At 63.6% G+C, this 18,325-nt stretch carries 19 protein-coding genes; 8 read left to right on the plus strand and 11 right to left on the minus strand.

Translation table 11 applies throughout. The annotated features are described in order from the left end of the window. The first annotated feature begins 25 nt into the window (after positions 1-25). On the plus strand, positions 26-634 hold the full coding sequence (locus tag LCF59_RS08265; protein ID WP_292286982.1) for a superoxide dismutase: 609 nt from the start codon (positions 26-28) through the stop codon (positions 632-634). Between the two features lie 171 nt (positions 635-805). Beyond that, entirely contained in the window at positions 806-1,756 is a 951-nt protein-coding gene (rarD, locus tag LCF59_RS08270) for an EamA family transporter RarD (protein ID WP_292286983.1), read from the plus strand. On the opposite strand, the gene LCF59_RS08275 is transcribed toward rarD, so the two are convergent. Then, a complete protein-coding gene (locus tag LCF59_RS08275) occupies positions 1,663-2,214 on the minus strand; it encodes a TIGR00730 family Rossman fold protein (RefSeq protein ID WP_292286984.1) in 552 nt (183 codons plus the stop codon). The genes rarD and LCF59_RS08275 overlap by 94 nt on opposite strands. Positions 2,215-2,326: 112 nt before the next feature. Here LCF59_RS08275 and LCF59_RS08280 point away from each other — a divergent pair, with 112 nt between their 5' ends. Both LCF59_RS08280 and LCF59_RS08285 read left to right on the plus strand, forming a co-directional pair. Next, complete coding sequence (locus tag LCF59_RS08280; RefSeq protein WP_292286985.1) at positions 2,327-3,670, plus strand: LysM peptidoglycan-binding domain-containing protein; 1,344 nt, start codon at positions 2,327-2,329, stop codon at positions 3,668-3,670. A 168-nt stretch (positions 3,671-3,838) separates the two neighbouring features. Continuing rightward, complete coding sequence (locus tag LCF59_RS08285; protein WP_292286986.1) at positions 3,839-4,423, plus strand: HNH endonuclease; 585 nt, start codon at positions 3,839-3,841, stop codon at positions 4,421-4,423. A 318-nt stretch (positions 4,424-4,741) separates the two neighbouring features. Here the strand turns inward: LCF59_RS08285 and eda are convergent, their stop codons facing one another. Together eda and edd are read right to left on the minus strand one after the other, a co-directional pair. Then, entirely contained in the window at positions 4,742-5,386 is a 645-nt protein-coding gene (gene eda, locus LCF59_RS08290) for a bifunctional 4-hydroxy-2-oxoglutarate aldolase/2-dehydro-3-deoxy-phosphogluconate aldolase (protein WP_292286987.1), read from the minus strand. Positions 5,387-5,532: 146 nt separating this feature from the next. Next, on the minus strand, positions 5,533-7,344 hold the full coding sequence (edd, locus tag LCF59_RS08295; RefSeq protein WP_292286988.1) for a phosphogluconate dehydratase: 1,812 nt from the start codon (positions 7,342-7,344) through the stop codon (positions 5,533-5,535). A gap of 208 nt (positions 7,345-7,552) precedes the next feature. Here edd and LCF59_RS08300 point away from each other — a divergent pair, with 208 nt between their 5' ends. The 3 genes from LCF59_RS08300 (at position 7,553) to LCF59_RS08310 (ending at position 10,024) form a co-directional block, all read left to right on the plus strand. Next, the gene (locus LCF59_RS08300; RefSeq protein ID WP_292286989.1) at positions 7,553-8,188 is read left to right on the plus strand and encodes a DUF6778 family protein; all 636 of its coding nucleotides are present in this window, start codon (positions 7,553-7,555) and stop codon (positions 8,186-8,188) included. Positions 8,189-8,267: 79 nt separating this feature from the next. After that, positions 8,268-9,464, plus strand: a complete 1,197-nt coding sequence (locus LCF59_RS08305; protein WP_292286990.1) for an RSP_2647 family RNA methyltransferase — start codon at positions 8,268-8,270, stop codon at positions 9,462-9,464. Then, positions 9,461-10,024, plus strand: coding sequence for an RSP_2648 family PIN domain-containing protein (locus tag LCF59_RS08310; protein WP_292286991.1), 564 nt, complete (start codon positions 9,461-9,463; stop codon positions 10,022-10,024). The genes LCF59_RS08305 and LCF59_RS08310 overlap by 4 nt, the downstream gene beginning before the upstream one ends. A 39-nt stretch (positions 10,025-10,063) precedes the next feature. Here the strand turns inward: LCF59_RS08310 and LCF59_RS08315 are convergent, their stop codons facing one another. The 4 genes from LCF59_RS08315 to LCF59_RS08330 all read right to left on the minus strand — a co-directional run bounded on the left by LCF59_RS08315 (position 10,064) and on the right by LCF59_RS08330 (position 13,566). After that, positions 10,064-11,293, minus strand: a complete 1,230-nt coding sequence (locus tag LCF59_RS08315) for a LysM peptidoglycan-binding domain-containing M23 family metallopeptidase (RefSeq protein WP_292286992.1) — start codon at positions 11,291-11,293, stop codon at positions 10,064-10,066. 62 nt (positions 11,294-11,355) lie between these two features. Next, positions 11,356-11,997 carry a protein-L-isoaspartate(D-aspartate) O-methyltransferase gene (locus LCF59_RS08320; RefSeq protein WP_292286993.1) on the minus strand — a complete coding sequence of 214 codons (642 nt, stop codon included), beginning with the start codon at positions 11,995-11,997 and terminating at the stop codon, positions 11,356-11,358. Beyond that, on the minus strand, positions 11,994-12,782 hold the full coding sequence (gene surE / locus LCF59_RS08325) for a 5'/3'-nucleotidase SurE (RefSeq protein WP_292286994.1): 789 nt from the start codon (positions 12,780-12,782) through the stop codon (positions 11,994-11,996). The genes LCF59_RS08320 and surE overlap by 4 nt, the downstream gene beginning before the upstream one ends. Before the next feature lie 127 nt (positions 12,783-12,909). Next, positions 12,910-13,566, minus strand: a complete 657-nt coding sequence (locus tag LCF59_RS08330; protein WP_292286995.1) for an SDR family oxidoreductase — start codon at positions 13,564-13,566, stop codon at positions 12,910-12,912. Between the two features lie 123 nt (positions 13,567-13,689). Here LCF59_RS08330 and LCF59_RS08335 point away from each other — a divergent pair, with 123 nt between their 5' ends. Further along, positions 13,690-14,280: a biotin transporter BioY gene (locus LCF59_RS08335; RefSeq protein ID WP_292286996.1), complete on the plus strand. Its 591-nt coding sequence runs from the start codon at positions 13,690-13,692 to the stop codon at positions 14,278-14,280. A gap of 218 nt (positions 14,281-14,498) precedes the next feature. On the opposite strand, the gene LCF59_RS08340 is transcribed toward LCF59_RS08335, so the two are convergent. From LCF59_RS08340 to radA, 4 genes are all read right to left on the minus strand, one after another. Then, the gene (locus LCF59_RS08340) at positions 14,499-14,660 is read right to left on the minus strand and encodes a hypothetical protein (RefSeq protein ID WP_292286997.1); all 162 of its coding nucleotides are present in this window, start codon (positions 14,658-14,660) and stop codon (positions 14,499-14,501) included. Between the two features lie 94 nt (positions 14,661-14,754). Next, positions 14,755-16,212 (minus strand): amidophosphoribosyltransferase, encoded by a 1,458-nt coding sequence (purF, locus tag LCF59_RS08345; RefSeq protein WP_292287070.1) that lies wholly within the window; start codon positions 16,210-16,212, stop codon positions 14,755-14,757. 125 nt (positions 16,213-16,337) lie between these two features. Then, positions 16,338-16,910 carry a CvpA family protein gene (locus tag LCF59_RS08350; protein WP_292286998.1) on the minus strand — a complete coding sequence of 191 codons (573 nt, stop codon included), beginning with the start codon at positions 16,908-16,910 and terminating at the stop codon, positions 16,338-16,340. 33 nt (positions 16,911-16,943) lie between these two features. Continuing rightward, positions 16,944-18,311: a DNA repair protein RadA gene (gene radA / locus LCF59_RS08355; protein ID WP_292286999.1), complete on the minus strand. Its 1,368-nt coding sequence runs from the start codon at positions 18,309-18,311 to the stop codon at positions 16,944-16,946. Positions 18,312-18,325: the final 14 nt, after the last annotated feature.

Below are 18,325 nucleotides of genomic sequence, written 5' to 3' on the forward strand. Positions count from 1 at the left end.
GACGCACCAACGAGGGGACCTCACCATGGCTTTCGAACTTCCTGATCTGCCCTACGCCCATGACGCGCTGGCGAGCAAGGGCATGTCCAAAGAGACGCTCGAGTATCACCACGACATCCACCACAAGGCCTATGTCGACAATGGCAACAAGGCGATTGCCGGAACCGAGTGGGACGGAAAGTCGATGGAGGAGATCATCAAGGGCACCTACGATCCCAACGCCGTGGCGCAGTCCGGCATTTTCAACAACATCAGCCAGTTGTGGAACCATAACCAGTTCTGGGAAATGATGGGTCCGGGCGAGAACAAGATGCCGGGCGAGCTGGAAAGCCGCCTTTCGGACGCGTTCGGTTCGGTTGAGAAGTTCAAGGAAGACTTCTCCGCCGCGGGCGCAGGCCAGTTCGGTTCCGGCTGGGCGTGGCTCGTGGTCGACACCGACGGGTCGCTCAAGGTCACCAAGACCGAAAACGGCGTGAACCCGGTCTGTTTTGACCAGACCGCGCTTCTGGGCTGCGACGTGTGGGAACATTCCTACTACATCGACTTCCGCAACAAGCGCCCGGCCTACCTGGCCAATTTCCTCGACAACCTGGTCAACTGGGACAACGTCGCAGAGCGCCTGTCCAAGGCCTGATCTTCGGCATAGTCCCGGAAACGAAAAGCCCTGCCACCCACCCGGCAGGGCTTTTTCATTGCGCGCCAGTGTTTTGCAAGGCTTGCAAGGAATTGGCCGAAGCCGCCCAGGGCTTTGGGCGCTTGCCCCCGAGGAGGTGACAGACTAGGGCAGGCGCAAAGGAATCCGACAATGACCGACACCCACAAAGGCGTTCTGGCAATCGTCGCGGCCTGCACGATCTGGGGGCTGTCGCCGCTTTTTTACAAGGCACTGGCCGATATCCCGCCGCTCGAAGTGCTGGCGCATCGCACGCTGTGGTCCTGCGCCTTTTTCGCGGGCGTGCTGATGTTGCAGGGGCGTCTGCACATGCTGTGGCGGGCGGTCACCTCGCGGGCATCTGTGCCGGTGATCGCGCTCGCCGCGATCATGATCTCGACCAACTGGTTTCTCTTCATCTTCTCGATCCAGGTCGGTCGCGCGACCGAGGCGTCGATGGGGTACTATATCTTTCCGCTCGTCGCGGTCCTGCTGGGCCGGATCGTGTTCGGCGAGACCCTGAGCCGCGCGCAATGGATCGCCATCGCGCTGGCGGCGCTCGCCGTGACCTGCCTCACCATCGGGTTGAGCATCGTGCCGTGGATCTCGCTGGTGCTGGCCACGACCTTCGGTCTTTACGGGTTGATCAAGAAGCGGCTGGACCTCGGCCCGGTCGTGTCCGTCACCGCCGAGGTTCTGTTGCTTTCCCCGATCGCGGCGGCATGGCTTTTCAGCCTGCATTCCGGTCCGGGCGGCGTCTATGGCGACGATGCGGTGCAAACCGCGCTCCTGATGACCTCGGGGCCAATCACCGCGTTGCCGCTGATCCTGTTCTCCTTCGGTGCGCGCAGGCTGACCATGTCGACGGTGGGGATCGTGCAATATATCAATCCGACGCTGCAATTCTTCTGCGCAGTCTTGATCTTCGGAGAGCCGTTCGGCCTCATTCATGCGGTGGCCTTCGGGCTGATCTGGACCGCGCTGGCGATCTACTCGGGCAGTGCTTTTGGTCAGGACAGGGCCCGGCGCAAGGCGCTGATGGTGTCAGAGGCGCCGGTCGTCGTTTCGACAAAACGCAGCAAGGATGCATCGGCAAATCCCTGATCGACAACATGGTCCAGCAGCTTTGACAGCGGTTCCCAATACGCCTCCACGCTGAGCAGGATAATCGGCTTGGCATGCAGGCCCAGTTGCCGCCATGTCAGGACTTCGAAAAACTCGTCAAGCGACCCGGCCCCGCCGGGCAGCACCACGATGGCATCGGCGTTCATAAGCATGACCTTTTTGCGCTCATGCATGGTTTCGGTGATGACGAACCGCGTGAGGTCTGTCTTGCCGACCTCGATGTCCAGCAGATGCGTCGGTATCACGCCGAAGGTCTCGCCGCCGGCGTTTTGCGCCGCGCGGGCCACCGTGCCCATCAGCCCGACATCCCCCGCGCCATAGACCAGCCGCCAACCTGCCTCTGCGATTGCCCGGCCCAGGGTGTCTGCCTCGGCCGCAAAGGCCGGGTTGTCCCCGGAACGTGAGCCGCAATAGACACAAATCGAAGTGGAGGGCATGTATGGTATCCTTGACACGGGCTGGGAGATTGCCTCGTGATACCCCTGTTGATATCTTTGCTCAACTGCGCGGGACACAAATTCGCGCATCACCGCGAACAAGTGGGACGAGATGAGCAAGTTTGCTTTGGCACAGGGGACAACCGGCATGGTACTGGGCGGCGCGGCTGCCGCAGGTGTGGTTGCCGTGACGCTTTACGCCACCGGTGTGATGACACCCGAGCCTGCGCCGACGCCCCCAGCCGCGCAGGTGGTGGCGGTGCCGGACGCGCCCGCCGAAATGTCGCCCCCCGAAACACCCCGGCCCGCCGAAGCGCCGGACGTGGTCGCGCCGATTGCGCCGTCATTCGATGTGGTGCGCGTCAGCCCGGACGGGCAAACCCTGGTTGCGGGGCGCGCGCCGGGGGCATTGGACGTTTCCGTTCTTGTCGATGGCCAGGAGGCGCGCCGCGCCGAGGTGGATGACAGCGGCAAGTTCGTGGCGTTTCTCGACCTGCCGTCCAGCGATGTCGCACGCGTGATCAGCCTGGCCTCGAACTGGCAGGCGGACCCGATTTCCAGCCTGGACGAGGTGATCGTCGCTCCAACGCCTCGGGTGTTGGCTTCCCCGGCAGATCTGGGCGCGCCGGAGACCACGGCCGCGGCGCCGGCATTGGACATTGCCCCGGAGACGGGTGATCCATCGCCTGACACCGACGGTCTTGCTGCTTTCACCGCACCGATCTCCGACATCGCAGCGCCTGCGCGTGGTGATCCGGCCGAAGCACCTGCAACCCGCGACAGCGCACCCGAAGACGCGCCGACAGCGACCCTTGCTGCGCCGGGCCTGACCGGACCGCAGGCCGGCGTCGCCCCGCGCGACACAGTTGACGACCAAGATCAGGTGGCCAGCGCGGATGCCCCAAAGCAACCGGCGGCCCCCGCGGTTCTCCTGTCCACCTCCGAGGGCGTCGACGTCCTGCAAAGTGGAAGCGGCGGCGCGCCGGATACGCTGGACCAGATCGCGCTGGATGCGATCACCTATGAAGCCGCCGGAGCGGTCGCGCTGGATGGGCGGGGCGTGGCCACGGAATTCGTGCGTGTCTACCTTGACAACCAGCCTGTCCAGACGACCGAGATCAACGCGGAGGGCCAATGGCGCGCCACATTGCCGAACGTGGACAGCGGCACCTATACCCTGCGGGTGGACGCGGTGGATGTTTCCGGCGCGGTCACCTCGCGCGTCGAAAGCCCGTTCCGCCGCGAAGATCCCGATGTGCTGGCTGAAGCGGCAGACGTGCAGGGCGAGACCGTGGCCAAGGTCGTCACCGTTCAGCCAGGCAATACGCTGTGGGCGATCGCGCGCGACCGTTACGGCGAAGGCATTGCCTATGTGCGTGTCTTCGACGCCAACCGGGACCGGATCCGCGACCCTGATCTGATCTACCCAGGCCAGGTTTTTTCCATCCCGGATTGAGCGACCTGTCATATGCGCGTGATTTTTCCACGGTATCGCTGCGACAAACACTGCATATTGCGGGGGTTGTCCCTTTGTGTCCGCGATATATAGTGAGGCAAGTTGACCGGGGCGGGGCTCCCGTCCTGACGCTGAAACAGGCAGACAGGGCAGGAGACGATTCCCCCGATGGACGGTAATTTCAGAACAGCTTTCGTGCGTGAACCAGGGGCGCTTCGGCATCATCCGGCCTTGGTGCTGAACGCGGACTACAGGCCCTTGTCCTATTATCCGCTGTCGCTCTGGCCGTGGCAGGATGCGGTCAAGGCGGCGTTTCTCGACCGGGTGGATATCGTGGCCGAATACGACGAGGTTGTGCACAGCCCGTCGATGACGCTCCGAATACCGAGCGTCGTGGTGCTCAAGGATTACGTAAAACCGCAAAAGCGCGTGGCCTTCACGCGCTTTAATCTTTTCTTGAGGGATGAATTTCAATGCCAGTATTGCGGGGCCAAGGGCGATCTGACCTTTGATCACGTCGTGCCGCGCGCGGCCGGAGGGATCACGTCTTGGGAAAACGTGGTGGCGGCATGTGCGCCCTGCAACCTGCGCAAAGGTTCCAGGAGCCTGCGTCAGACAGGCCTTTCGCTGCGTAAACCACCGCGGCAACCGGGGGCACAGGAATTGCTGAACATGGGGCGCAAGTTTCCGCCGAACCACCTGCACGAAAGCTGGATGGATTTCCTGTACTGGGATGCAGAACTCCAAGCCTGATCCCGGGTGGTTTCCAGAAAAGGTGACGTCCCCTGAGCCGGGTGGATATCCTCTTCCCCGGTGCAGAGGCCTTCGAAGGCCTCTGATCCCAAGCCCCGCAGGGCGTACCGGGACGCGTTTCTCATGGTCTGAACGCGCAAGACGCGTCCACAGACAGAGGTTTGTCGCTCGGGATGTTCCGCCAAGACACGCAACGGGTATCGGATCCAGTGGCGGTGGCGTTCCGGAAAAGGATGAAGGAGATCGAAACCGAGTGCGCGGTGAAAGGCATTTCGAAATGCCTTGCGCCAAGCGCCTTCGAAGGCGCTTGGCCCGCGCTTACCTCACCAGTGCGGCGGCTTCGCGGGCCAGCGTCTCGATCGCGGCCCAGTCACCCGCAGTCACGAGATCCGCTGGCGCGACCCAGCTTCCCCCCGCGCACAGCACGTTCGACAGGCCAAGGTAATCGGCCGCGTTCTTCAGAGACACGCCCCCGGTCGGGCAGAACCGCACCTGCGGGATCGGCGCACCGATGGCCTTGAGGGCGGGCGCGCCACCATTGGCTTCGGCGGGAAAGAATTTCTGCACAGTGTAGCCTCGCTCCAGCAGCGCCATCGCCTCGGAGGCCGTGGCCGCACCGGGCAGGAGCGGCAGATCAGCCGCTTCGCAGGCGTTCAGAAGACGGTCCGTGGCGCCGGGCGAGACACCGAACCTTGCACCGGCGTTCACCGCGTTCTGCACATCTTCGGGCGTCAGTAATGTGCCCGCGCCGACAACGCCGCCTTCGACCTTGGCCATTTCGCGGATCACGTCCAACGCCGAGCCGGTGCGCAACGTGACCTCCAGAACCGGTAAACCCCCGGCGATCAAGGCTTCGGCCAAGGGCCGCGCGACGGCGACATCCTCGACCACGAGCACCGGGATGATCGGCGCAAGGTGGCACAGGCGTTCTGTTTCCCGGCTGGCGTCTATCGGCGTGATCATGTTGAATTCCAGTCTCGTGTCATGTGATCTTCGCGTGTGACCTTAATATGTGCCGCGGTCATTTGCGGCCTCGCGATCCGCTCTGACCGTTTTTATACGGCCTGTCGGGGAAGCACAAAACGGATCCGCATTTTGCAGGGCGTGCACTATACGACAACCGCTGCGCCGTTCTCGGCAAGGCCCACATTGTTGCGGAAGGCCGCGAACAATTCGCGCCCGACACCGTGACCATTTGAGCTCAGGTCTGCAATGGCCGGGGCGCGCGTATCGAAATCCTCTGCAAGGCACGCAATCTGGCCTGCCAGCGCATCGACCCTCACCAGGTCCCCGTCGCGCAGGCGCGCAAGCGGACCGCCAAGCGCCGCCTCGGGCGAGACATGGATGGCGGAGGGAACCTTGCCCGACGCGCCGGACATGCGCCCGTCGGTGACCAGCGCCACCTTGAGGCCGCGATCCTGCAGCACGGCGAGTATGGGAGTGAGCGAGTGCAGCTCGGGCATCCCGTTTGAGCTGGGTCCCTGGAACCGCACGACGACCACCGTGTCCTCGGTGAATTCGCCGTTCTTGAATGCGGCTTTCACGTCTTCCTGTTCCTGGAACACGCGCGCCCTGGCTTCGATTACATGGCGTTCCCTGGCCACCGCCGAGGTTTTCATCATGCCCTTGCCGAGATTGCCTTCGAGCTGTTTGAGCCCGCCGGTCGCCTGGAATGGATCGGTCGCCGGGCGCAGGATCTTGTCGTTCTGCGTCTCGCCCGCGCCGGGGCCATAGACGACGCGGCCATCCGTGACTTTGGGTTCCTGCGCGTACAAGTGCAGCCCGTCACCCGCGACGGTCTTGACATCTTCATGCAAGAGACCGTTTTCAAGCAGTTGTCCGATCATGAAGCCCAGCCCCCCCGCGGCGTGGAAATGGTTCACGTCGGCCAGGCCATTCGGATAGACCTTGGCCATCAACGGCGTGACCGAGGAAATGTCTTCGAAATCCTCGAGCCGCAATTCCACGCCAGCGGCGCGCGCCATTGCCGGAAGGTGCAAGACAAGGTTGGTCGACCCGCCCGTGGCCATCAGCCCGACGATGCCGTTCACGAACGCCTTTTCATCGAGCACATCGCAAACCGGGCGGTAATCATTGCCCAGCTGCGTGATTTCCAGCGCGCGTTCGGTGCCTGCCACTGTCAGAGCCTCGCGCAGCGGGGTGCCGGGATTGACGAAAGACGCACCGGGCAGGTGCAGTCCCATGAATTCCATCAGCATCTGGTTGCTGTTGGCGGTGCCGTAGAAGGTGCAGGTTCCGGGGCTGTGGTAGGAGGCCATTTCCGCCTTCATCAGCGCGTCGCGCCCCACTTCGCCCGAGGCGAATTGCTGGCGCACCTTGGCCTTTTCGTCGTTCGGCAGGCCCGAGGGCATTGGACCGGCGGGCAGGAAGAGACCGGGCAGATAGCCAAAGGTGCCGGCCGCGATCACGAGACCCGGGACGATCTTGTCGCAGACACCGAGATAGACTGCGGAATCGAAGGTGTTGTGGCTGAGCCCGATCCCTGCGGCGAGCGCGATCACATCGCGGGAAAACAGCGACAGCTCCATCCCGACCTGGCCTTGGGTCACGCCATCGCACATGGCTGGAACCCCGCCTGCGACCTGTGCCGTTCCGCCTGCGGCGCGGGCCGCCTCGCGGATGATTTCGGGGTATTTCTCGAACGGCTGATGCGCCGAGAGCATATCGTTGTAGGCGGTGACGATGCCGATATTCGGGCTGCGCTCGGTGGCCAGCGTGCCCTGGTCTTTCCCCATCGCGGCATAGGCGTGGGCCTGGTTGCCACAGCTCAGATGCGCGCGGCGGGGGCCTTCGGCAGCCGCTTGACGCATCCGCCCGATATAGCGCGCGCGCGTCTCTTCCGAGCGTTCCTGGACACGTTCGGTGACCCGTTTGATCGTGTCATTGAGCGAGTGTGCCATGTTGCCTCCGCGCCAGATCCGCCGTTGTCATGCCTGCCATTTAGCGAAGTTAGCGCTAACAGTAAAGCGTAAACTCGGGAAATCCCGGGGCCCGGCGGCACGGACCGCTGCGTGAAATTGTACATATTTTGCCGCGATGCGGTCGATTTCCGCTGTCACCAAGATGCCGAGGACAAAGAGCATTTGCTCCGCAAAGGAGGCGAGACCCATGAAAACCCCCATCAAGATACTGGCCGGTCTGCTGATCGCCATAACGCTGTCGGCCTGCGCCGCGCCGCCATCGGCCACACGCTCGGCGATGCCCGAGGCGCCAATCATGGGCCGCGCCCAGACAGACGTCACGATCGACAGTTTCACCGTGTCGGTGCCACGGTCGCTCGAAGTGAGCGAACGCAATCTCTATTATCCACGCGGCGATATCGTCTGGCGCGGCGATCCGATGGGCGACCGGCATGCGCAGATACAGGCCATCGTCGAGGCCGGTTTGCGCAACGCCGCGCCCAGGATCAAGGGCACCCGCCCGGTGCGCATGGATGTCCAGGTCACCCGCTTTCACGCGCTGTCGGAAAAGGCGCGCTATTCGGTCGGCGGTGTACATGACATCGATTTCAAATACCGTCTCGTCGATGTGCAAACCGGCCGGCAGATCGCGCCCACCAAGGATGTGAGCGCCGATCTTCAAGGCCTGGCCGGGCAGGCGGCAATTGCCTCTGATGCGCGCGGCGTGACACAGAAATCGCGCATCATCGCCCATCTGACCCGTGTATTCATCGACGAGCTGACAACCCCGCGCGGCCATCAAAACGCCGATCTGGGCTTGTTGCAGGCGATCAATGAGCTCTAGGGCCCAGACCCTGTCAAATAAGTCCTGACACGACAAAAGCGGCTTTCCCCCTCGGAGTGAGGGGCGTAAGGGGGACGGCATGACACAGTCCCCTTTGCCTGTAATCCGCCTTCTTCCCAAAACCAAACCGCAAGCCATTCGGCGCGGTTATCCTTGGGTCTATGCCAACGAGGTCGTGACCGACCGGCGCACCCGCGCGCTGGCCCCCGGTACGATCGCACTTCTCGAGGATTCGGACCGCGCGCCCATGGCGCTGGTCGGGGTCAACCCGAACTCCAAGATAATTGCCCGCGTGCTGGACAGCGCCGAGACGGGGGGCGTGGATCGTGCCTGGTTTGCGACCCGGCTGCGCAAGGCGCTGTCCCTGCGCGAGCGGCTGTTCACAACGCCCTTCTACCGCCTAGTGCATGCCGAGGTGGATGGCCTTCCCGGTGTCATCATTGACCGCTTCGGTGACACTGCGGTGATCCAGCCAAACGCCGCCTGGGCAGATGTCCTGCTGCCCGATCTGGCCGCGGCGCTGGCCGAGGTGACAGGGGTGACGACAATCCTCAAGAACGCCGGCGGCCGGGGCCGGAGCCTCGAAGGGTTGGATGGTGGGGACGCGGTTCTACTGGGCCCCCCACCAACGGCCCCGATCCCTGTGAAGATGAACGGTGCGACGTATATGGCCGATCTGCTGGGGGGGCAGAAAACCGGGCTTTTCTACGACCAGCGCCCGAACCACGCCTTTGCCGCGCGGCTGTCGCAGGGCGCCCGTGTCCTTGACGTCTTTTCCCATGTCGGCGGATTCGGATTGGCCGCGTTGGCCAATGGCGCGGTGCAGGCGCACTGCGTGGACGGGTCCGAAGCGGCCCTCGCGCTCTGCGCGCAGGGGGCGGCGCAGATGGGCGCAGGTGACAGGGTGACCACAACCAAGGGGGATGCCTTCGATGTTCTGACCGCCCTTGGCGAGGACAGCGCCGAACACGACCTGGTGGTCTGCGACCCGCCCGCTTTTGCCCCGTCACACAAGGCGCGCGACGCGGGGCTGCGCGCCTATGAACGGATCGCGCGGCTGGCCGCGCCGCTGGTCTCCGAAGACGGATATCTCGTGCTGTGTTCCTGCTCGCACGCGGTGGACCTGTCGGCCTTTACCGGCGCGTGTCTGCGGGGCATTGGCCGGGCCGGACGGCGGGCGCAACTGATCCACACCGGGCACGCGGGGCCGGACCATCCATTGCTGCCGCAACTGGCGGAATCGGGCTACCTCAAGGCGCTGTTTTTCCGGCTGTGAAGGTGCTTTTGGACACCTGCGTTCTCTATCCCACCGTGATGCGTGAGGTTTTGCTGGGCGTGGCGGCTCAGGGTCTGTTCTTGCCGTTGTGGTCCGAGCGTATCCTGGGTGAATGGCGGCGCGCGGCGGTCAAGCTGGGGCCAGAGGGTCCGGCGCAGGCCGAAGCAGAGATTGCAATGATCACCATGCAGTGGCCCAAGGCGCAGGTCAGGCCGCTGAACGCCTTGCTGGATCGCTTGTGGTTGCCGGATACCAATGATGTGCATGTGCTCGCGGCGGCGATTGCGGGCCATGCTGACGTGATCCTGACCATGAACGCCAAGGATTTTCCGCGTGGGATATTGGCAGAGGAAGGCCTGTCACGGGCGGATCCGGACTCGTTTCTGCTGGGTATGCATGCCAGCGCGCCCGACGCCGTGACAGAGGTGGTCTCGCGCGTCCATGCCGAGGCCAATCGCCTGTCCGGCGCCGTCTGGGACCGTCGCAAGCTGATGAAAAAGGCCCGTTTGCCCCGCCTGGGCAAGGCCTTGGCGAATGGACCGGATCATGCGCATGAATAATCCGTGTCGTCGGCATGTCCGGATGAAAATCTGGACAGTTCAGCGCAGGTAGTCCATCGGATCGACACTGTCGAAGCCCTTGCGCACCTCGAAATGCACGCGGGCGGGATCGAAATCGCCAACCTCGGCGATGGACTGACCCCGGCTGACCGCGTCGCCCTTGGTGACCGATATGTTGTCGACATGGGTATAAACGGTCAGCAGATTGTCAGGGTGCCGGACCACCAGGATGTTGATCCCGTCGGTGTTGCGCGTGATCGCGGCGACTTGTCCGCTGGCGGCCGCCTTGACCGTGCTCCCCACGGATGCACCGATGTCGATCCCTTCGTTGCGGCCTTCGGCGTATTCGCGAATGATGCTGCCCTGTACCGGGAAGCTCATCGCCGTATCCGGGGCGCTGGCCGAGGTCTGCTCGCCGATGTCGGCGACCGGTTCGGGGTCCGGGTCCTGCGTGGCCGGCGACGTGGCCGCAGCCGGTTCCGGCGACTCTGCCGGCAGCGGCTGCGATGCCGAAGGGGGTTGCGGTGTGGGCGAGCCGGTGCCGGGTCGCGGCGTTGACGCGGTCTCCGTCGTCTCTTCGGCCTCGGACGGGGGCGCTTGTGTTGTCACTGGGATCAACAGGAATTGACCCTCGCGGACCGAAAAATCGCTGTCGAGGCTGTTCCATTCGGACAGGGACCGCACCGAGACATCATAGAGCCGCGAAATGGTAAAGGCGGTTTCGCCGCGCTCGACCTTGTGCCGGATCGGTTCCGATGCCGCCTGCGGCGTGCTGCGCTGGTCGTCGGCTTGGCTTGGCTCGGTTGGCTCGGACTGGTCGATCGCATCACTGGCCAGAGTGGTGATGTCCACTTCTGACGGGGTTCGGATCGGTCCGGTGGTCGCGGTGCCGGTTGCGGGCGAGGGTTCGGCCACGCGGCGGGGCAGGGCGATGATTTCGCCGGCGCGCAGCGGATCACCCGTCTGAACCCCGTTGTAGCGGGCCAGCTCGTCTGCGGGCAGCCCGATGCGGGCAGCCAACTTGCCAAGGGTATCGCCGCGCTGCGCCACGGCGACCTGGTAATTCGGATAGGAGATTACCCCGCGGTCGTCCGGCTCCGGACGAGGCATGGTTGTGGCATTCGCGGCATCCGAGGTGTTGAAGCCGCCGCTCATCATGCCGCGCAGATCAAGATCGAGCGGGTCGGAACACCCCGCCAACACGATGATCAGCGACAGGCAGGTGCCGAATCGAATACGTGCCTGAAGCGAAAAACTACGGTCTGCCATGTCGATACCCTCACAAATGCGCCGGTTGTCTCCCGATCGTCACACTCTCTACTATGCCCGCTCTACGCGTCGCGCGCCACCCCTTCGACCAGCGGCACGAAACGCACGGCGCGCAATTCGTCGTAATCCAGTCCCTGATCCGTGCGCCGCACCCGGATCAGGTGTTGTACCGCGTCCGATTGCCCGACCGGCAAAACCATGATCCCGCCGACCTTGAGCTGCGACAGCAGCGGTCCGGGTGGATCCTCGGCTGCAGCCGTGACAAGGATGCGGTCGAACGGAGCCTGGTCCGGCAGGCCAAAGCTGCCATCTGCGGTGAAGGCTGTCACGTTGGTCAGGCCAAGCCGGTCAAACACCTCGCGCGCCTCGCGGACGAGGCGGGAGTGCCGGTCCACGGTATAGACCCGCCGGGCCAGGTGGCTCAGGATTGCGGCCTGGTAGCCCGATCCGGTTCCCACTTCGAGCACGGTGTCGCGGGGGTTGATATCGAGCGCCTGGGTCATCAGTCCCACCACCGAGGGCTGGCTGATCGTCTGGCCGCAGGCGATAGGCAAGGGCATGTCCTCATAGGCGCGTTCCGCGAAATAACCCTTGATGAACGGTGCACGGTCGATCTGCTCCATCGCGGTCAGGACCGCAGAATTCGTCACGCCGCGCGAGCGCAGCGCATAAAGGAACTGCATCTTGAGTTCCGCGTCGATCATCCGGCAAACGCGCCCCGCATCGCGTCGAGCTGGTCTTGCGCTGTCAGATCCGCGCGCATCGGCGTCACGCTGATGAACCCGGCAAGGTTTTCCGCCGCGTCGCTGCCCGGTTGCGTCGGCGCACGCTGGTCGCCGCCCTTGATCCACAGGAACCGACGCCCGGAAGGAGAATTATGCGGCTCCACCGAAAAATGTGTGCTGTGCCGGATGCCCTGCGGGGTCACCCGGGTGCCTTGCACCTGGGCCGCGGGGACGGGGGGGAAATTCACGTTGTAGAACAGCCGGTAGCCATCCTGGCCCTGCGGATCATGTTCGAGGATTGTCCGGATCACGCGTGCACCATGTGTGCGGGCCGCGTCGAAAGGGTCCTCGGAGTCGACATTGTCGGGTCCGTAGTATTGAGACAGGGCAATCGCCGGAATGCCCTGGAGCGCCGCTTCCATCGCGCCGCCCAGGGTGCCTGAATAGAGCGCGTTCTCGGCGGAATTATTGCCCCGGTTCACACCGGAGAGCACGATATCCGGCCGCGCCCCCGTCATCGCATCGTGCAACGCGGCAAGGACGCAGTCGGCCGGGCTGCCTTCGGCGGCGAAGCGGCGGTCTCCCATTTTGCTGACCATCATCGGGTGGGTGTAGCTGATGCAATGCCCGACCCCGGATTGTTCGAAGGCCGGCGCCACTGTCCAGACCTCGCCTGAAGGACCGGCCAAATCAGTGGCGATCTCGCTCAGCGCCTTGAGGCCTGGTGCGTTGATTCCGTCGTCATTGGTAATGAGTATGCGCATATGCTCTGCCTCGAGTTTTGTCCTGCATAGGCCAAGCCCCGCCCTGCGGCAAGGATCCCCCTGTCCGCTGCAGCGGGGATTTCCCGGATCGGAGAATCACCGATGCGTCACAGCATCGGTTGCCGGGTCACGCGCCGAGGATGTCCGGCAACAGGCGGGCCGCCTCTTGCGCCGGCGCGGCAAGGGCCGCGCGGTCCTCGCCGGGAAAGAAGCGGGCGCGCAGGTGGGTCGCCATAGGCTTTGGCGACAGGATACGCACGTCGGGGCCGATCGACCTGGTTTCTTCCTGCCAACTGCGGGCAAGATGGATTTGCGCCGCCTTGGTGGTGCCGTAGTGGCCGTAGAACTTTTCGCCGCCATGGTTGTCTTCGAAGAACACCGCGCGCCCGTCGCTGGCCAGAAGATGCGAGATATAGGGAACCAGATGCGCCATCGCATCCGTGTTGATCGACAGTGATTTCTTCCAGTCCTTGGCATCGAGATGATCCACCGGCGTCAGCGGCCCGGCGTGGATCGCGGTATGAACCCAGAGCGCGATCTGGCCCCAGCGGTCATGCACCGACCGACAAAGCTGTGCCATGGCATCGGCTTTCACAATGTCCATCGGCGCGAGCGTGGCGGTGCCGCCGCGTTTCTGAATGCGGTCGTCAAGCTCTTCGAGCCCGCCAACGGTGCGGGCCACGGCGATGACATGATGCGTGTCGGCCAGCGCCTCGGCCAGCGCAAAGCCGAGACCGCGAGAGGCGCCTGTGACCAGCGCGAGGGGACGGGATGTGTCTGTCATGCGATGCCACATGCCTTTTTGCCGCCGCGCCTGCAAGAGGGCAGTGCATGACTCGATGTTGCATTTGCACATGGAACCGTGGCAAATATCCGCAAAACAACCGTCATATGAGGGACCTGCGCCATGACACTTACCCAAGCCGCCTTCGGCAAGACTACTCTTACCCGCCAGGTGCTTCTGGCGCTTGGGGGCGCTGCGCTGATTGCGGCGGCGACACAGGTGTCGGTCCCGTTCTTTCCGGTGCCGATGACACTGCAAACCCTTGCGATCCTGATCGTCGGCCTGAGTTTCGGCGCTCGTCTGGGCACCGCGACATTGCTGACCTATCTGGGCTACGGCGCGATGGGGCTGCCGGTTTTCGCAAACGGCATGAACGGTCTTGCCTTTGCCGGTCCGACCGCAGGCTTTCTTCTAGGCTTTGTCCTGATGGCATGGCTCGCGGGTCTGGCGGCAGATCGCGGCATCGCACGGGGCGTCGTATCGACGGTTCTCGTGGCACTGGTCCTGTCGATGCTGCTGTATCTCCCCGGCATTGCGTGGCCGATGGCCGTGGCGTCGGCGACGGGCATTGAAGCAGGTTGGGTTGGCCAGGAGATCGGGGTCTACTGGACCCATTTCATCGCGCCGTTCCTGATCGGGGATGCGGTCAAGGCCGTGATCGCGGCTCTGATCGTGACCGGTGCGTGGAAAGCGTTCAAGGGTCGCACCGCTTAAGAAACTGGCATCTGGACCAAAAAAGACCCCCGTCGAGCGATCGGCGGGGGTCTTTTCTTGTTGGGGGCTCCGCCCCCGTCGCGCAGGCGCGACTCCCCCGGGATATTTTCTAACCAGAGAAGGTCAGGACCGGGGTGCGGGCATCTCGAGCCAGCGTGCGGTCCCGTTGCGCGCCATCGCGATACGGCTTTCTTCGATGGCGACAATTGTCTGTCCGTTCACGATGTCACCGTCGTGGTCTTGCCGCCGCGCAGTTTCAGAAGGGCGTGCAGGTCGCTTTGTGACCCGAAGATCCCCAGCAGCGTCACTGCGCCGCCCAGATCGCGGGTTGTCCGGGTCGCGTGTTGCGCGACCAGCGGCGGGGTGGTGTCTTGTGCCATTGTCCGACCATGATTGTTCCGATGACCCGCCAGATGGCGGGGATCGTGAGCAATGGAAAGCCGGAGTCTGTGCCTGCGCGGAAGCGCGCCGAGATTACTCGGCGGCCTTCATCTCGAAGCCCTTTTCCAGCATGTCGGACGGCTCGATCGGGTATTCGCCGGAAAAACAGGCATCGCAATATTGCGGCGATGTGTTGTCGCGGCCCGAGCTTTCGCCGACGGCACGGTAAAGCCCGTCGAGCGAGATGAACTTGATGCTGTCGACGCCCAGATGGTCGCGCATTTCGTCTTCGGACATTGTGGCGGCCAGCAATTTTTCGCGCTGCGGCGTGTCGACACCGTAAAAGCAGGGCCAGGACGTCGGCGGGCTGGCGATTCGGAAATGCACTTCGGCGGCGCCGGCATCGAGGATCATTTCCTTGATCTTGCGGCTGGTCGTGCCCCGCACGACTGAGTCGTCAACCAGCACCACGCGTTTGCCCTTGATGAGCGCGCGGTTGACGTTGAGCTTGAGGCGCACGCCCATGTTGCGGATCTGCTCTGTCGGCTCGATGAAGGTGCGGCCCATGTACTGGTTGCGGATGATCCCCATGCCGTAGGGGATGCCGGATTCGTGGGCATAGCCGATGGCTGCGGGCGTGCCGCTGTCGGGGACCGGGCAGACCAGGTCGGCCTCCACGGGGGTTTCCCGGGCCAGTTCCACGCCGATCTGGCGGCGGGTCTCGTAGACCGAACGGTCGCCGATGATGCTGTCGGGGCGCGAGAAATAGACGTGTTCGAAGATGCAGAAGCGGGATTTCTGCGGGCGGAAGGGGTGGAGGGATTCGACACCCTTGTCGGCGGTGATAACAACCATTTCGCCGGGTTCGATCTCGCGCACGTACTCTGCGCCGATGATATCGAGCGCGCAGGTTTCCGAGCTGAGCGCATAGCCATCCGCGATCTTGCCCAGCACCAGCGGGCGCACACCCAGCGGGTCGCGCACACCGATCAGCTTGGTGCGGGTCATGGCAACCACAGAAAACGCCCCCTCAACGCGGCGCAGCGCGTCTTCCATCCGGCTGGGGATGTCGCGCTGCAGCGAGCGCGCCATCAGGTGGATGATGCATTCGCTGTCAGACGAGCTTTGAAAAATCGAGCCGCGGTCGATCAGTTCTTTACGCAGGGCGTCGGCATTGGTGATGTTGCCGTTGTGGGCAATCGCCGCGCCGCCCATGGAAAACTCGCCGAAGAAAGGCTGCACGTCGCGGATCTGGGTCTGGCCCTTGGATCCGGCGGTGGAATAGCGGACATGGCCGATGGCAAGCTCCCCGGGCAGGGTTTCCATCAGCTTGTGGCTGGTGAAATTGTCGCGGACATAGCCGAACCGGCGGGCAGAGTTGAACCCGTGATCCGGGTGATGACTGACGATCCCGCCAGCCTCCTGCCCGCGATGTTGCAGCGCGTGCAGGCCAAGGGCGACAAAATTCGCCGCGTCGGTCACCCCGACCACGCCGAAAACGCCGCATTCTTCCTTGAGTTTGTCGTCGTCGAATGGATGGGCAGGTGGCATCTGGGTGTCGGACAAATCGGGGCTCCGAATCCGTGGCAGCAGAAGATGCCCTCGTCATAAGGGGCATTCGCGTCAGTGTCACGAAACTATCATGTTATCGCGGCGGTATGATGAAGGGTGATGAATTATGCATCGCTCTCGGTCGGCGCGTCGCACACGCTTACCAGGGATTCGTATTGTGCGGTGATCCATCCCAGGGCTTTTTCCGGGTTCTGATCCTCGATCTGGCCGGTCATGCGGCTGAACACCACGGCGGAGCGGCTGTCATCGATCATCGCGACGTCCTGCGCAGTGACGACAACCTGATAGACAAAGAACGCCACCGCCACGAGCAGAATCCCGCGCGCCACCCCGAAGAGAAAGCCGAACGCCTGATCCAGCCCGCCAAGGGCCGATCTCTGGACCAAGCTGGAAAACAACGGCGTGAAGAACGACATTATGACCAGCGCAATGGTGAAAACCACGGCGAAGCCGCCAATCACGCTCAATTCGCAACTGCCTGTCATGAATTCACCGATGATGGGGATTTCCACCATCAGCGGCCGCAATTGCGGCCCGAACATGAAGCCCAGCACAGCCGCGGCGATCCAGCCCAGAATGGCCATCGCCTCGCGGACGATGCCGCGAGAATAGGCCAGAAGCGCGGAGAGAACGATGACGACGGCAACCGCGCCATCAATAATGGTGAACCCTTCCATCGGCCTCTTGCCCTTCTTTTTATTCGGATGGCGCTAACCTGCGCCGAACACATCACCAACAAAGCTTGCCAAAGCGTCAATTTCCGTCGCGGTGAATCCTTCACGCGCGACCGATTTCCCACCCTTTGGCACGATGGCAGCGGTAAAACCAAGTTTTTGTGCCTCTTTCAACCGATTTTCGGTTTGTCCCACCGGGCGCAGCGCGCCGGAGAGGCTGATCTCGCCCAAAACCACCGTTTCCGGGGGCAGGGCGATGTCCTCGCGCGCGGACAGAAGGGCCGCGGCCACGGCAAGGTCCGCGGCCGGTTCGCTGACCTTCATACCGCCTGCCACGTTGAGATACACGTCCATTCCGGCAAAGGGGATGCCGCAGCGCGACTCCAGCACGGCAAGGATCATCGCAAGGCGTCCGCCGTCCCAGCCGACCACCGTGCGGCGCGGCTGGCTGTGTGGCGTGGGGGCCACAAGAGCCTGAAATTCCACCAGAACCGGGCGGGTGCCCTCGATTCCCGCGAAAACGGCCGATCCCGGTGTCGGGTCGCCGCGGTCCGAAAGGAACAGCGCCGAGGGATTCGCCACCTCGGCCAGCCCGGCGCCGGTCATCTCGAAGACGCCGATTTCGTCCGCCGGGCCGAAGCGGTTCTTGACTGCGCGCAGGATGCGGAATTGATGCCCGCGCTCGCCTTCGAAATACAGCACCGTGTCGACCATGTGTTCGACCACGCGCGGGCCGGCGATCTGGCCGTCCTTGGTGACATGGCCAACCATGACAATGGAGGTGCCGCGCCGTTTGGCAAAGCTTGTCAGCTCATGTGCCGAGGCGCGCACCTGCGCCACGCTGCCAGGGGCAGAGGCCACGTTGTCGGCCCACATGGTCTGAATCGAGTCGATGATGGCGAGATCGGGTTTTTCGTTCTCCAGCGTCGTCAGGATGTCGCGCAGGTTGGTTTCGGTCGCCAGCTTGACCGGGGCGTCGCGCAGGCCAAGACGAGCGGCGCGCATCCGCACCTGCGCGCTGGCTTCTTCGCCGGAAAAATAGATGACCTTCAGCCCGGCGTTGGCAAAGGCGGCGGCGGCCTGCAACAGGAGCGTCGATTTTCCGATACCCGGATCGCCGCCAACCAGAAGCGCCGAAGCGGGCACCAGGCCGCCGCCCAGCACCCTGTCGAGTTCGTTCATGTGCGACGTTGTGCGGGGGGGTGGCGCCTCGGTTCCCGAAAGATCGCTCAGCGGCAGGGCCCGGCCTTTCGAAGCGCCCAGCGTTCGGGCCGCGGGGCCGGTGGCCAGTGGCGTTTCCTCGACGATCGAATTCCACGTTTCGCAGGCATCGCAGCGGCCCGACCACTTGGTGGTCGTGTTGCCGCAGGACTGACACACGAAGTTTGCGGAGGATTTCGCCATGGCGGTGCTTGTGA

Source organism: Marivita sp., assembly GCF_020055675.1.
Lineage (GTDB): Bacteria > Pseudomonadota > Alphaproteobacteria > Rhodobacterales > Rhodobacteraceae > Marivita.